Here is a 15,309-nt window from a genome sequence, read left to right on the forward strand (position 1 = left end):
TATTTCAATTAAAAAGAGCTTCTATCTAATAGAAGCTCTTTTTAATTTTATAGTATAAATATTATTATCAAAAAGTTAAGAAAAATTTTGCATGTCAATTAATTTTTTATAAATACCATTTTTCTCCAATAATTCAGCATGAGTTCCTTGTTCCATTATTTTTCCTTTATCCATCACCACAATCATATCTGCATTGACAATGGTTGATAATCTATGAGCAATAACCAGGGATGTTCTGTTAGACATAAGATTATCTAAAGCATCTTGTACCAATCGTTCACTTTGAGTATCTAAGGCAGAGGTTGCTTCATCTAAAATCATGATAGGTGGATTTTTCAATATAGCTCTGGCGATAGCAATTCTTTGTTTTTGTCCACCCGATAATTTTCCGCCTCCTTCACCAATGGTTGTTTCGAAACCTTCCGGCATTTGCTCAATGAATTCCAGTGCATTGGCAACTTTAGCAGCTTCTATAACTTCATGCATCGATGCATTTGGATTGCTTAATTTAATATTATTGGCAATGGTATCATTGAATAATATGGATTCTTGGGTAACCATGCCCAGTAATTTACGGTAAACTTTTAAATTTAAATCTCTTAAATCATGACCATCCACATAGATCACGCCGCTGTCTACGTCATAAAACCGTGCAATTAAATTGGCTAAAGTAGTTTTACCGCTACCGCTCTGTCCCACTACTGCTATTGTTTTGCCTTTAGGTATAAATAAATTTACATCTTGAAGAATGGGATGTCCGTCAACATATTGGAAATTAATATTTTTCAGTTGAATTCCTTCTTTTATTTCGGATAATTCTATGGCATGTTCCGGTTCGTAAATCTGTATGCTGGTTTCTAATGTTTCCACCAAGCGATCTGTAGAGGCCGTACCTTTATGTAAATTCGTGATGGAAGTTGATAAGGTTTTGGCCGGTTCCAATAATTGAAAAAATAGAGCTATATAGACTAAAAAGGAAGGAAGATTTAAACCTTCACCGTCTAAAATAAGAACTCCGCCGTACCAGGTAATAAAAATCATGGCAACAGAACCTAAAAATTCTGAAGAAGGCGAAGCAAGTTCATATTTTTTCATCATATTTATGGATAGCCTTCTGAGATTAAGAACGCTATTCATAAATCTGTTTTTCATGGATTCTTCGGCATTGAAAATTTTGATTATTTTAGTTCCGTTTAGCGTTTCATCAATTACTGAAAGTACATTACCCGATTCGGCTAATCCCTTTTTAGCATCTTTTTTCAAACTTTTTCCAATTGCGGAAATAATCCACGCCATAAAAGGCAGAACAATAAATGCTATTAAAGTTAACGAAGGGCTGATGGTGATCAAAGCAATAAGAGTAAAAAGAATGGAAAAAGGCGTTCTCCAAAGCTCTAAAATAGAAGTTAAAATATTGCCTTCCACCTCTCCTACATCTCCGGAAAGTCGTATCATAATATCCCCTTTTTTTCGATCAGTGAAATATGAAACCGGAAGCGTAAGGATTTTATCATACATAGCAACCCGCAAATCTTTGGAAACTCCGCTTCGTAACAGTACAATAAAATATTGAGCTAAATATCTGAAAATATTTCTAAATAAAAATAAAACTATAACAGTAACACAAAGATAAGCTAAAATCGTTTTAGGATTGGTTCCTTCTAGGGAATGATCTAAAAATACATAAAATTTATATTTCAGCTCAGCCATCATACCCGTTGAGGCTTGCATTTCTTTTTTTGTTTGTTCAATTAAAATTTGATTTTTTCCTCCTAAAAGCATTTCCAAAATGGGCATAATGGAAAAAACGGAAACTATTGAAAATAAAGAATATAGAACGTTAAATAGAATTCCTAATATAAATTCTTTTCTGTAGGGAGAGGCAAATTTTTTTAGTATTTTTTTTAATGATTTCATGCTACCTTGAGATTAATACAAAGGTAAACAAAAATTCGATTCTTTTTTGTCAAAAAGTAGCTTGTATTCCAATATGAATTTTAGAATCTGAAAAATTTACAGGTTCAGAATCGTATTTGCCAACGGCATAGTTCAATGAAAAAATCCCGAAACGTGTTAAAAAGCTAATTCCTAATCCGGTTCCCAATAAAAAGGGTCTTGTATTTTGATTTTTATTCTCAACACATGCAACATCTGTAAATAAACTTAAATACAGTTCTTCAAACGGAACGTATCTGTATTCTAAACTTCCTATGATATACGCATTGGCATAAATGGATTGTTCATTGAAACCGCGAATAGTTTTCAAACCACCGATTTTAAATAATTCATTTACTGTCAACGTATCCGAAAGTAAGGTTGAAGCATTTATTTTCGGTTTTAGATAATGAGAAGCAGATAATTTTATTAATTTTTCAATGGAAGCACTTACATTATATTCAGTTAAATTTTTTCGATCTTCCGGTATATTCCTATATGCAATTCCTTTTATGGAGTATAAATTTTTAGGACCTAAAATTTCGTTTTCATTTCTTTCTTTGTATTGATAACTTATGCCTAATCCTGTTTTGGAAAAGTTGTTATTATTATCTAATTCCGATACATATCGTGAGTTTTCATATAATCCTTCTATACCTAACCGTTGATTTACGGTGTATTGATAATATATATGTTCATTTAGGCGAATGGTTGCATAGGTGCTGTCTTGTTTAAATATAGTTAACGATGTTTCTGATCCGAATTTAGATTTAAAAAGATAGGGCACGTTGACTTGAACTTCAAAGTTTTGAGATTTATCCGGTGTGGATAGCCAATTTAAGTTAATGGTTTCAAATGAATTCAATACATTGCCTAAAGAAAGTTGCAATTGACCGTTGACTTTGAATTTACCTTTTTCGTCATTTCCAAAGCCTACCATGCCGTCCAATGAACTGGCTTTTCTTTTTTTCAAATATAAATAAATCTTGGTGGAATCGGGAGTGAATAATACTTGCGGATTTTTTTCTTCAGTTATAAATGCTGTTCCTTGTAACATAGCTGAAATTTCTTTAAGTCGCTCGTCTGTATAGGTTTTACCAAGAAATCCATATTCTAATTCTTTTATTATTCCTCGAGGGATTTTGGTATATCCGTTTAAAACAAATGAATTGATGAGTCTTTTTTTATGAAGTTCAACATGTATGGATGCTTCTAATGGTTCATTTGCAAGGGATAATTTTGTGTGGACTTGGTTAAATGCATATCCTTTTTTTATATAATAATAATGGATTACTCCTGCTAAAGAATCAATATTATCTGTTTGAAAATAATTTTTGTTAGTAATTGCCGCTTGTGAAAGAGAGTCTAATTGTACCCATACTTTTTTGTAAAATTTTCCTCTGTTAATATAAACTAAGGTTTCTTTTTTATCTTTTTTTAAAGAATCCAGTTTTAAGGTATAAAAACCTAGATCTACTAAAGAATCCAAAATTGAACCTACTTTATTTTCTGAATAGGTTTTTGAAAACCAAAGTTTTTGATTATTATATATCTTAATGAAATTTTTTTCTACTTGGCCATGAAGCAAAATGGGTAAAATAATTATATAAATATAGAGCAGCTTAAATTTCATGAGTTATACTAACAAAAAAGCTCAATGGTAAGGTACAAATTTAAAACTAAATTATTTTATATTTTTATTTAATAAAATTCTTTAGTTTTTTGTAGGCATCAATGTAAATGATGCTATTAATGGGAAAATTACAGATATTTTAGTATAATCGTCATGTAATAAACTATATAAATACTTATATACTTTCTAATTAATTATAGTTATGTATGCATTTCCTTTAAATAGATTGTAAAATAGTTTGTAAATTTTTTTATTAACTAAAATTTGAAATAAAATGTAAGTAGTTATATATCAAAATTTTAAGATTTAAGGTTATTTGAGTTAATAATTTCTAACATATGCTCTTTACCTATAGTATGGGCTGTTTTAAGTGATAGAATCCATTGGATGGTATGATCCAGCTTTTCTTGTTTTTTTATACTATCTTTTTGATTGATACAATGAAGAAGCATAAATAGTATTGAAAAAATAAGTAAAATAATAGCCAATGCAAGCGCGGGATTAAATTGTTGATAGGCGGAAGGTGATGGATTTTCATCATAGATCCAATTAACTAATAAAACAAGGACGGAAATTATAAACAATCCAATAGCTGTCATATAGTTAAGCAATGATAATTGTCTTACTTGCTTTATTTTTTGTTCAGAACTTGCTATCCATAATTTAAATTCTTCTTCCATGTTTTTCCAAGAATCAGAAGTATTGTTTTGTTCTTTATTAATGAGCGTAAATTCATCGGTAGTGAAATGAGTGTACACCCAATATTCCCATCCCAAGCCCAGAGCCAAAACAATTACAATAAAAATTATTGAAAGAAAGCTGTAAAATATCTCTTGGATAATATGGTAATAAAATCCTAAACCTACTAAGACTAACACTAATAGGGTAACTAAAAAATACTTTAAAGATCCTGAATTTTTTTTCTTCTTTTGGTCATTATCTTTTTTATCGATATTATCAATAGTATTTCCTATATTTTGTTTATCTGATATATTTTTATCCATTTTATAAATTTATTAACAAAATTATATAATATTTTAATAAATTCATAAAAAATTAACGTAAAATACCACCGGTTATCATTCTACCGGAATTTATGGTTTGCCTTCTTGCCGAAAAAAATAAATTAGGTTGAGTAACCGTACATAAATTTTTTATTTCTATATGTTGAGCGAGGCAACCTGCTTGTTTCAGTAGCAACTGATTTGCTTTTCTAAGATCAATATGATATTTTCGGGTTTCTTTATTTTTAAAACTAATTAGATTACTATCAAATCCTTCTTTAATAAAATCTTCAATGACATGATCTCCTACTTCAAAACAATTCGCGCAAATGCACGGACCAATTCCTACTCTGATATTTTCAGGTTTGCAATTAAAATTATGTACCATTTCCGACAGAGTTTTTAAAGCAATTTTGCTAGCGGTTCCTCTCCATCCTGCATGAATGGCTGCCAAAGTGTGGGTTAAAGGATCATAAAGTATTATAGGTACACAATCGGCTGTAGTTATTCCTATGCAAATTCCCTTTTCTTGAGTCAGTAAAGCATCTTTATTTTGAAGAATTTCAGATTGTTTATCACTTGTTAAATCTAAAAAATTTCGATCAATAAGTAACACGTGATTGCTGTGAGTTTGAACAGGTATATATAAATTATGGGTTGAAATACCTATCTCATTACAGAGTCTTTTTCTGTTTTCAATCACATTTTTCGGATCATCCCCGGAAGTAGTTCCTAAATTGAATGATGCATACTTCCCGACACTTACTCCTCCTTCGATTGTAGTTGTAAAATGGGTTAATTCTCTGTATGCAGATAAATTATCAAATGTCAGGAGATTCATATAGTTAAAAGAGAATATTTATAAACTCATCAATTCTAGAGTGTTCTATATAAATTCTTAATGGGCTTCCAGCCAATTGGGACCCACTCCAACATCTACTATTAAAGGAACTTCCATTTTTATGGAGTTTTCCATTGTATTTTTAATCAGTGTCGATATTTCCTTAATTTCTTCATCAGGAGCGTCGAAAACCAATTCATCGTGCACTTGTAACAAAAGTTTGGTTTGAAGTTTTCTTTCCTGCAACAGTTCATGAATATGTATCATGGCTATTTTAATTACATCTGCTGCTGTTCCCTGAATAGGCGCATTTACAGCATTCCTTTCTGCATGAGAACGCACTACGCTGTTTCCGGAATGGATGTCCGGCAAATATCTTCTTCTTCCCAATAAGGTTTCTACATATCCGTTTTTTCGTGCTATCTGTACTTGTTCCGAAATGTATTCTTTTAAAACGGGATAAGCCTGATAATAAGCATCAATCAAACTTTTAGATTCGGATCTAGATAATCCGGTTTGTTCACTTAATCCGAATGCAGATACTCCGTAAATGATACCAAAGTTAACCGTTTTCGCTTGAGAGCGCTGCTCTTTAGTCACTTGATCCATAGGTACATGAAATACTTTTGATGCGGTAGCCCTATGGAAGTCCTCACCGTTTTTAAAGGAAGTGATCATGGAGGGATCTTTACTCATGGCTGCAATGATTCTCAATTCAATTTGGGAATAATCGGCAGAAATTATTTTATGTTTAGAATCCTTTGCTATAAAGGCTTTACGTACTTCTTGCCCTCTTTCGGTTCTAATAGGAATATTTTGAAGATTGGGATTATTAGAAGCTAAACGACCGGTAGCTGCTACAGTTTGTGCAAAGGTTGTGTGTACTCTTCCTGTTAGTGGATTTACTTCATTGGGCAGGGCATCAACATAGGTTGATTTTAATTTTTGCAGCTGTCTGTATTCTAATAATAAATCTATAATTTTATGTTTATGCGCCAGCTTTAATAAAACATCTTCGCCGGTTGCATATTGACCTGTTTTGGTTTTTCTGGGCTTAGTACCTAATTTTAATTTATCAAAAATAATATCTCCTAATTGTTTGGGTGAACTGATATTAAATTCTTCTCCGGCTAGAGAATATATTTCTTTTTCCAACTTTGAAAGGTCTTCAACTAATTCTTTAGACATTTCGCCTAATGCTTTGATATCTAAATTGATACCTTCCCATTCCATGTCTTCCAATACCTTCATTAAGGGCATTTCTATGTCATCAAAAAGCTTTTTAAGATTATCATGTTTGAGTTGAGGTTCAAATTTGTCTTTAAGCTGTAAGGTAATATCAGAATCTTCAACCGCATATTCTTTTTGTAATTCAATAGGTACGGAAGAAAATAATTTTTGATTTTTTCCTTTTTTTCCGATTAAAGATTCTATGGGAACAGGCTTGTAATTAAGCTCTGTTTCAGCCAATAGGTCCATATTATGCCTTGCATCGGGGTTGATTAAGTAATGCGCAATCATGGTATCAAAAAGTACCCCTTTAACTTCAACCTTATATTTTCTTAAAACTTTGCAATCGTATTTCAAGTTTTGGCCTACTTTAACTATATTTTCATCTTCGAAAACCGGCCGGAGCAGTTCTATAAATTCTTGTGTTTTTTCTTTGTCCTTAGTACTAAAAGGTACATAGTACCCTTTTGCCTTTTCATATGAAAATGAAATACCGACTAATTCCGCGATCATGGAATCAGTTGAAGTAGTTTCCGTATCAAAGCATACAATTTTTTGCTTTAAAAGCTTATCTACCAACAATTTTACTGCCATAGGCGTTTCTGTCAGTTGATAGAGATGATCTGTATTTTCAATAGTTTTCCAGTTGGCACTTTCTTTCATTTCAATGTCCTGATCGGTTGTATCAAACAACGATCTTTGTCCATTTACCGGAGCTTTACCGGAAGAATTTTTTTCTAAATTAGATTCGCTTTCAGAGATAATATGATACGTTTTGTGAAAATTTGTAATCATATTTCTAAACTCTAATTCTTCAAAAATTTTAATGACCTCATCAACATTCGGCTGATCCACCGTTAAACTTTCATAATTAAATTCGATAGGAACATGAGTATCAATGGTTGCCAATTTTTTTGATAAAAGGCCTAGTTCCTCATTTGCTTCCACTTTTTCTCTCATTTTTCCTTTTAATTCAGAAGAATGAGCAAATAAGTTTTCAATGCTTCCGTATTCTTTAATAAATTGTCTAGCCGTTTTTTCGCCTACACCGGGTATTCCGGGTATATTGTCTACACTGTCTCCCATCATGCCCAAAAGGTCAATAACTTGAGACGGATTTTTAACTTCGAATTTTTCTTTAACAGATTCTACATCCCAAATTTCAATATCGTTTCCTCTGGATGCCGGTTTAAAAACAAAGATATTTTCGGAAACTAATTGCGCATAGTCTTTATCCGATGTCATCATATAGGTTGTATATCCCTCCTTTTCCGCTTTTTTTGCTAAAGTTCCTATCACATCATCGGCCTCGTACCCTTCTTTCCAAAGACAAGGAATATGTAATGCTTCCATTAGTTTATGGATATAAGGAACAGCTATGCGTATAGCCTCCGGTGTTTCTTGCCGATTGGCTTTGTATTCTTTATAGACCTGATGACGGAACGTTTCTCCCACATCAAAAACTACTGCCAGATGTGATGGCTTTTCTTTTTTCATTAAATCGAAAAGCGTATTGGTAAATCCGAAAATAGCGGAAGTATTTAACCCTTTTGAATTGATTCTTGGGTTTTTTATAAAGGCATAATAAGCTCTGAATATAAGAGCATAGGCATCAATCAGAAATAGTTTTTTATCGCAATCTTGACTGGTCATTCTTTAGGGTTATCTGTGTTTTTATTTTCAAATATAAGATATTTGAAGTTAACACTTGTTGCAAAATGTAAAAAGAAAAACCTTAAGATATTAATTGAAAAAATGTTTATATTGATTTTAAAGTAGTTAATCCTGAAGAATTCTAAAATATCAATGATTTATACCGATAGTGATTTTAACACGTAAAGGATTTATTTAACAGATAAATAAAACTTTATAGAGTAGTATAGGATCTTTTAAAAATAATTTATAAATAATAAACTTTATATAATTCATTAAGATAAAATGGTAGTTAATAACGAATTATATAAAGCTTATTATGTAAGAATTTAGTCTTCTTGACCTTTTAGTTTTTCTGCATTTTCGGCAATTTTTACCGCTTCAATCATTTCATCAATATCTCCATTCATAAAGTTATCTAAATTATAGATGGATTTATTAATACGATGATCCGTTACACGACCTTGCGGGTAATTATAAGTACGAATTTTAGCCGAACGGTCTCCGGTGGATACCATCGTTTTTCTGTGTGCCGAAATTTTATCAAGATGCTCTTGCAACTTCATATCGTATAATTTGTTACGAAGCATTTGTAACGCCATCTCTCTATTGGCATGTTGTGAACGTGCTACCTGACATTGAATCATTATTCCGGTGGGCTTATGCGTAAGCTGAACTTTGGTTTCTACTTTATTAACGTTCTGTCCTCCTGCTCCACTAGATCGAGCGGTTTGATATTCTAAATCTGCCGGATTAATTTCAACATCTACTTCTTCAGCTTCGGGTAAAACGGCTACGGTTATGGCTGAAGTATGTACTCTTCCTTGTGATTCAGTTTCGGGAACCCTTTGAACTCGGTGTACTCCCGATTCAAATTTCATGGTTCCGTAAGCTCCTTCTCCACTAACATTAATAATCATTTCCTTATATCCTTTAACGCTACCTTCCGTAGCGTCTACTACTTCAAAGTTCCAACCCTTTTGTCTCCAATACATGGTATACATTCGGAAAATGTCTTCCACAAAAATAGCCGATTCATCACCACCCGTTCCGGCTCTTAATTCAACGGTGATATTTTTGTCGTCTTCAGGATCTTTTGGAATTAACATATATTTTATGTTTTCTTCCATTTCAGGAATTTTGGCTAAGGCATCATTTTTTTCTTCTTTTGCCAATTCAACCATATCAGGATCAATGCCCTCTTTAATAATTTCATCGGCATCTGAAACTGTATTTAGTAAGGATTTGTATTGATGATAGATTTCTACTATTTTGTTTAAGTCTTTATATTCTTTGTTTAGTTGAGCATATCTTTTTTGGTCTGAGATAACATCCGGTTGAATTATTAAATCTGATACTTCATCAAATCTTTGTTTTATAGCCTCTAATTTTGATACTAAATCTGACATATATACTGATGGTTTAAGTTTGCAAATGTACAACTTTGATAGAATATTTTCAGCTTCTTGCTTTTATATATATTTTTTTTAAAATTATTTTTGAAAGTAATAAGTAAGTAATTAAAATTATTAATACTTTAAAAGTCGATTAGATTGGAAGTTCAGTCGTATTATTAATTATTCTGAATATATTTTTTTGTTTAATTTTCTGTTATTTGAAGTATAGATTTCCTTTATTTAGCAACTTAAAACTACTATTTTTTGGATGTATGGTAAAAACGTGAATTTTCAATTACCGCATCTTTAATTACACTAAAATCAACGGTATTTTCATTTATTGGATTTAATTTTTTATCGACTACATCATACATTCCCGAGGAATAAACATTAATTATCATATTTTTTTCAATGATAGCATATTTTTGATTATACCCGCAGATAAACCATTTTCTATTCTTGCAATCATATAAATTTTGGCCTACGCTATAATCGTAATAGTGATTTGTACCCCCCAAAACGGTATTCATAAGCGTTGGAATAATATCATAATGTAAAGTTAAATGAGTATAAGTTTTTGCCGGTCTGGAAGCATCAAATACAATTAGAGGTGTGCCAATTTGATAATCTGAAAAATTTCCTCCGTGTTGCCAATATCCTTTTTTATTGTCATTAAATTCTTGTCCATGATCTCCTGTAATGACTACAATTGAAGAGTCTAAGAGCTTTTTCTCTTCTAATTTTTTCAATATGTTACCGATGAGACCATCAATATAATTTAATGAATTTTTATATCTGTTATAAAAAGGGATTGGATTGTAATCATCATTTAAAGCTATATAATTTACTTCATCTAACGTCGGTTTAAACTTAACAGGAAAATCTGAAGGGTAATCAAAGCCATGAGCAGAATCAAAAAATAGGAAGCTAAAAAAGGGAGTATTTTCTTTTGAATCATAGTCATTTATAAATTTTATCCATTCATTATAAATGTCCTTATCTCTTTCTGAAGGTGAATTTCCATTCGATTCCAGTCTCAAATTTTGAATTCCTGAAAATACATTTTTATTAAAAGGGGGATTTTCAAGCGTTGAGCTTGACAAAATTGATAATGTATAGCCTTGCTTGAGTATTTCATTGAAAAAAACCGGAGATACTTGTAATCCTGTAAAATTATCATAATAAGTAGCAGGTATGGCATAAAATAACGAAAATATACCTCCTGTGGTCATATTTGATCCGCTTTTATGGTTTTGAAATACTTGTGATTTTTTGGACAACTCAAAAATATGCGGAGTTATATTTTCGGTCATGCAATTAAATCTCCAAGAGTCTATAACAATAAAAATTATATTCTTTTTTTGGCTATTTTCAGATAGAATGGGCTTTAAAGGATAATTGATCAATGATTTTGAGTACGAGCGACTAAGTAAAGTATTTTTTTCAATTTCTTGTTTATTAATTAAATTAAGTTTGCGAAAAAGTGATTCAGAGGTTAACGGATAGAAGACAGGATATATATTTTTCATTTGAGCAATAGGCCTGTATCGACTCGCATCAGCCCAAGCATATATAAAGTTTGTACAAACTAATAAAAATCCTGCAATCACTAAGATTAGCTTAATTTTTAAATTAGGTAATTTTTTGGATAGTTTGGAAGAAAAATATAGTATTAGTATCTCAAGTAAAATAAGTCCAATTAGGTAAAGTATTGCAATGGTAGTATTTATAGTTGAAAAATGAAAAATATCTGTAGCTCTTTTTCCAAAGACTAATTTAAATACTATAGGGGATAAATGATACCTAAATTGGCTAAATACCAGTAAATCTATTTGCAGATATAATATAATAAGAATAGAAAGAAAGCTAAAAATAAGTTTAGATAGTAATTTTGATTTGGTAAAAAATGAGAATAAAAGACTCAGTAACAGTGGAAAACAATTAAGAATAAAAAAATGTGTAATAAGTGAAGAAAACATATAAAAATATGTAATGAATCCGCTTAAATTTTCGGTATATTTTAAATATTTAATCCCTAAAAAAATTACCAGTAAAAAATTAAAAAAATTGGCTAAACATAATTGTTTACTAAACAAATTAATTTTCATTATATATATTTAAAAACAACAGTTTTGAATAAAGATACAAAATTTAATAAATTAATAGAACAATTTTCTTCAGTTAATATATTTAAATAGTATAAAAAACAATAAATCATCATTATTAGTAAGAAATATTTTAAAGCACCCAATGCCATTCCTGCTAGTTGGTTAGTGAAACCTAAACCTAATTTTTTTAAAATTTTTTCAATAATTCGGGATAAAAATAGAATACTTATAAATAAAATGATGAAAACGCAGACATAGCTAACCCATGTCGATGTTTCTTCTGAAATTATTTTATTTTGTAATAAAATGTGATGCATTTGAGATAAAAACAGAGAAGAAAATAAATATCCGACCGTGAGTCCTGCGATTGAAGAAATTTGTTTTAGAAAACCTTTAATATATCCTATAATTGCACCGATTAGAGTGCCTCCCAATAAAATATATTCATAGTTCATTTTTAAATTTTATCTTCCTTATACTCCCCTAAGATATGTAAAAAATTGGTATTATTTTTTATCTCTTCCAACGCCCTGCGGTAATTGTCATCATTTCCTCCGGGAGTAATAATATCCGCATGAAAAGAATATTGGAAAACCGATCCTGATAAAGGCACAGATTGTATTTTAGTGATGTTCATTTGATGGTTTGCAAGAATATTTAAAACTTTTGCTAAACTACCCATTGTATGATCTGTAGTGAAGTATAAGGATGCTTTCGTAAAATTTTCAACTTTTTCCGTTTTAGGAGATAATAAATAAAAACGGGTGTAATTATCAGAAACATCATGAATATTTTCAGCCAATACTTGTAATTGATACATTTCTGCTGCCAATTTTGAGCCAATAGTCGCAATACCTTTCATTTTCTTACTATGAATGTTGTATGCACAAGTTGCGGTATCGTCTTTAGATAATAATTTCCAATCAGGATATTTTTCAAGAAAATTTTCACATTGTAATAAAGCCATAGGATGGGTTCTAACTTCAGAAATTGAATCTAATGTTTCTCCCGGCAGTGCTAATAAATGATGTTTAATCGGTAAGACCACCTCACCGACTATGTGTAACCCGTTTTTGGTAATTAAACTATAATTGGGTAAAATAGCTCCCGCTATAGAATTTTCTATGGCCATCATTCCATAGTTTGCTTTCCCATTAATTACATCCCTTACTACGGTTTTAAATGTAGGACTATCAATTATTTCCACTTTTTCATTTTGAAAAAAACGGTTTACGGCTTCATGATGAAACGATCCTTTAATTCCTTGTATTGATATTGACTTCATAAATTAATGGTACTAAACACTCAATTTTTTTTATTTTTATTAATTATATTTACATAAATTTAATGGAACAGATTTGTTCAAGCTAGAAATAAAATGTCTGTAAAAATACAAAATCTAACTAAACATTATAAAGGACAAATTGCTTTACATGCTATTTCTCTGGAAATAAAAAAAGGTGAGATTGTCGGCTTATTAGGTCCAAATGGAGCAGGTAAGACAACCATGATGCGGTCAATTACAGGATCGTTATCTTTTGACCGGGGAAATATTTGGATCAATGGTATGGATAATCAAGAGTTTCCATATAAAACCAAATCGTTAATTGGTTATCTTCCGGAAAATAATCCATTATATTTAGATATGTATGTTAAGGAGTATTTAAGCTTTGTTTCGGATATTCATCATACTCCCAAAAGCGAGATCTCCGACATTATTGAAAAGGTGGGCCTACAAAAGGAACAAAATAAGAAAATCAGTCAATTATCTAAAGGATATAAACAACGAGTGGGACTGGCTCAAGCAATTCTCTTTGATCCTGAGATTTTAATTTTAGATGAGCCGACTAATGGCTTGGATCCCAATCAAATTATTGAAATCAGGCAATTAATTCAGGAATTAGGTAAAAAGAAAACTGTTATTTTGTCTACTCACATTATGCAAGAGGTTGAAGTCTTATGTTCAAGAGTCATACTTTTAAATAAAGGATCTATTATTCAAGATAGAAGCATTGAGGATTTTAAAGGTAAATATTTAAGTTTGGAAGAAGCTTTTTTCGAATATACCCATCATTAATTCATTAATTATTGAAAAAATAACAACTTTACTTTTTCTAAAATAAAGCAAAACTATCCTGTGATGTTTCTTCATCGTATAAATTGGTAGTTTCTTCATTGGTAAAATACAAATCATAGATAACATTTGAAGAAGAAATCATCTCTTGTTCAATCATTTTATCTTTATTAGTTTCCATTTTTTTTGGAATTCTTTTAGGTGAACTTTTAGAAATATTATTAGTGGTTTTATGGATATTGGTCGTTGAACCGGAAGTTGATATAAACGAATCCGACGGTTTAGGTGCATATAAATTATCTGTTAGAGCTAAATGGTTTTGATTTTCTAAGTTAGCACTTGTTATCGAAGAATCAGTAGTGTATTGATTTTTAGTACTATATATTCCCACCATTACAGCGAAAAATAAACAGGCTGCAGCCGGAATCCAATATATTTTTTTAGAAAATAAAGTGAAAATTTTTGGCTTATCAGGATTTATTTTTTCAATTGTATTTGATAGAATTTTCTTGTCTAAATTTTCAAAATAGTTATTTGGAATTTTGTAGGGTGATTTTGAAGTTTTATTAATTAACGATTTGGAAACAATACGATTCTCCAACTGAGCAAAATAATTTTCAGGAGTTTGGAAAGGAGTAGATTTATATTTATTGATGTTATTCATATAAGGTTTTAAATAAACTATTTTTCAATATTAGCTAAAAGAAATTGTTCAACTTTTTTAGAAGCATGATGATAGGAAGACTTCAAAGCCCCTACAGATGTTTCCAGAATTTCCGACATATCTTCATATTTTATATCGTCAAAATACTTCATATTAAATACAATTCGTTGTTTTTCGGGTAATTCGGCTATGGCTTGTTGCAATTTGAATTGAATTTCATCTCCATCAAAAAAATTATCATCTTTGAGTTGAGAAGACAACTGAATGACTAATTCATCGCTTCTTATATTTTTTTTCTGAGCAGCACTATTAATAAAATTCAGCGATTCATTAGTTGCTATTTTGTATATCCAGGTTTTAAGACTTGAATTTCTTTTAAATCCGGATAAATTTTGAAAAACTTTGATAAATACATTTTGAGTTATATCGTCTGCATCTGCATGAGTATAGACAATTTTACGTATATGCCAATATATGGGTTGACTATACCTTTTTACCAGCAGCCTGAATCCGTTGTTAACATCTTTTTCTAAAAGAAGTAAAAGTTCTGTTTCGTCCATTTTTATTTCTTATTATTTAGACAATAAGAAATTAGAAAAGTTTAATTTCAGTTAATAATTTCATGCATTATAATAAAAATATTTTTTATTAAAGGAATGTTATTTCAAAAAATTAGATTTTATTTTTAAATATATAAAATAAATTATGGGATTAAACCAACGGCCTGTTATTTGATATAATAGTTTGATAACTAGCAGCATATAATTTTG

12 protein-coding genes are annotated in these 15,309 nt (G+C 30.5%); 1 reads left to right on the forward strand and 11 read right to left on the reverse strand.

What is annotated here, in order from left to right; translation table 11 throughout:
• Positions 1-75: 75 nt before the first annotated feature.
• The 9 genes from GFV00_RS01135 to GFV00_RS01175 form a co-directional block, all read right to left on the reverse strand.
• Entirely contained in the window at positions 76-1,917 is a 1,842-nt protein-coding gene (locus tag GFV00_RS01135; RefSeq protein ID WP_160542097.1) for an ABC transporter ATP-binding protein, read from the reverse strand.
• 49 nt (positions 1,918-1,966) lie between these two features.
• On the reverse strand, positions 1,967-3,568 hold the full coding sequence (locus GFV00_RS01140) for a BamA/TamA family outer membrane protein (protein ID WP_160556649.1): 1,602 nt from the start codon (positions 3,566-3,568) through the stop codon (positions 1,967-1,969).
• Between the two features lie 299 nt (positions 3,569-3,867).
• Positions 3,868-4,572 (reverse strand): hypothetical protein, encoded by a 705-nt coding sequence (locus GFV00_RS01145; RefSeq protein WP_160556648.1) that lies wholly within the window; start codon positions 4,570-4,572, stop codon positions 3,868-3,870.
• Between the two features lie 52 nt (positions 4,573-4,624).
• Positions 4,625-5,413, reverse strand: coding sequence for a peptidoglycan editing factor PgeF (gene pgeF / locus GFV00_RS01150; protein WP_160556647.1), 789 nt, complete (start codon positions 5,411-5,413; stop codon positions 4,625-4,627).
• Positions 5,414-5,470: 57 nt separating this feature from the next.
• On the reverse strand, positions 5,471-8,296 hold the full coding sequence (gene polA / locus GFV00_RS01155) for a DNA polymerase I (RefSeq protein ID WP_160556646.1): 2,826 nt from the start codon (positions 8,294-8,296) through the stop codon (positions 5,471-5,473).
• A 329-nt stretch (positions 8,297-8,625) separates the two neighbouring features.
• Complete coding sequence (prfA, locus tag GFV00_RS01160) at positions 8,626-9,705, reverse strand: peptide chain release factor 1 (RefSeq protein WP_105297590.1); 1,080 nt, start codon at positions 9,703-9,705, stop codon at positions 8,626-8,628.
• A gap of 245 nt (positions 9,706-9,950) precedes the next feature.
• A complete protein-coding gene (locus tag GFV00_RS01165) occupies positions 9,951-11,801 on the reverse strand; it encodes a DUF3413 domain-containing protein (protein WP_160556645.1) in 1,851 nt (616 codons plus the stop codon).
• Positions 11,801-12,256 (reverse strand): CvpA family protein, encoded by a 456-nt coding sequence (locus GFV00_RS01170; protein WP_160542103.1) that lies wholly within the window; start codon positions 12,254-12,256, stop codon positions 11,801-11,803. Before GFV00_RS01170 ends, GFV00_RS01165 begins: the two co-directional genes overlap by 1 nt.
• A gap of 2 nt (positions 12,257-12,258) precedes the next feature.
• Positions 12,259-13,086, reverse strand: a complete 828-nt coding sequence (locus tag GFV00_RS01175; RefSeq protein WP_160556644.1) for a prephenate dehydratase — start codon at positions 13,084-13,086, stop codon at positions 12,259-12,261.
• 93 nt (positions 13,087-13,179) lie between these two features.
• On the opposite strand from GFV00_RS01175, the gene GFV00_RS01180 reads away from it, so the two are divergent.
• Positions 13,180-13,878, forward strand: coding sequence for an ABC transporter ATP-binding protein (locus GFV00_RS01180; RefSeq protein ID WP_160556643.1), 699 nt, complete (start codon positions 13,180-13,182; stop codon positions 13,876-13,878).
• 37 nt (positions 13,879-13,915) lie between these two features.
• On the opposite strand, the gene GFV00_RS01185 is transcribed toward GFV00_RS01180, so the two are convergent.
• Together GFV00_RS01185 and GFV00_RS01190 are read right to left on the reverse strand one after the other, a co-directional pair.
• Positions 13,916-14,539 (reverse strand): hypothetical protein, encoded by a 624-nt coding sequence (locus GFV00_RS01185; protein ID WP_160556642.1) that lies wholly within the window; start codon positions 14,537-14,539, stop codon positions 13,916-13,918.
• A 17-nt stretch (positions 14,540-14,556) separates the two neighbouring features.
• Positions 14,557-15,099, reverse strand: a complete 543-nt coding sequence (locus GFV00_RS01190; protein WP_160556641.1) for an RNA polymerase sigma factor — start codon at positions 15,097-15,099, stop codon at positions 14,557-14,559.
• Positions 15,100-15,309: the final 210 nt, after the last annotated feature.

The organism is Apibacter sp. B3935, from assembly GCF_009827705.1.
In the GTDB taxonomy this organism is placed as follows: domain Bacteria; phylum Bacteroidota; class Bacteroidia; order Flavobacteriales; family Weeksellaceae; genus Apibacter.

What these genes read in the sequence shown, in the direction of transcription:
- GFV00_RS01135 (WP_160542097.1), bottom strand. Translation starts at nt 1,917, where the DNA reads ATGAAATCATTAAAAAAAATACTAAAAAAATTTGCCTCTCCCTACAGA.
- GFV00_RS01140 (WP_160556649.1), bottom strand. Translation starts at nt 3,568, where the DNA reads ATGAAATTTAAGCTGCTCTATATTTATATAATTATTTTACCCATTTTG.
- GFV00_RS01145 (WP_160556648.1), bottom strand. Translation starts at nt 4,572, where the DNA reads ATGGATAAAAATATATCAGATAAACAAAATATAGGAAATACTATTGAT.
- pgeF (WP_160556647.1), bottom strand. Translation starts at nt 5,413, where the DNA reads ATGAATCTCCTGACATTTGATAATTTATCTGCATACAGAGAATTAACC.
- polA (WP_160556646.1), bottom strand. Translation starts at nt 8,296, where the DNA reads ATGACCAGTCAAGATTGCGATAAAAAACTATTTCTGATTGATGCCTAT.
- prfA (WP_105297590.1), bottom strand. Translation starts at nt 9,705, where the DNA reads ATGTCAGATTTAGTATCAAAATTAGAGGCTATAAAACAAAGATTTGAT.
- GFV00_RS01165 (WP_160556645.1), bottom strand. Translation starts at nt 11,801, where the DNA reads ATGAAAATTAATTTGTTTAGTAAACAATTATGTTTAGCCAATTTTTTT.
- GFV00_RS01170 (WP_160542103.1), bottom strand. Translation starts at nt 12,256, where the DNA reads ATGAACTATGAATATATTTTATTGGGAGGCACTCTAATCGGTGCAATT.
- GFV00_RS01175 (WP_160556644.1), bottom strand. Translation starts at nt 13,086, where the DNA reads ATGAAGTCAATATCAATACAAGGAATTAAAGGATCGTTTCATCATGAA.
- GFV00_RS01180 (WP_160556643.1), top strand. Translation starts at nt 13,180, where the DNA reads ATGTCTGTAAAAATACAAAATCTAACTAAACATTATAAAGGACAAATT.
- GFV00_RS01185 (WP_160556642.1), bottom strand. Translation starts at nt 14,539, where the DNA reads ATGAATAACATCAATAAATATAAATCTACTCCTTTCCAAACTCCTGAA.
- GFV00_RS01190 (WP_160556641.1), bottom strand. Translation starts at nt 15,099, where the DNA reads ATGGACGAAACAGAACTTTTACTTCTTTTAGAAAAAGATGTTAACAAC.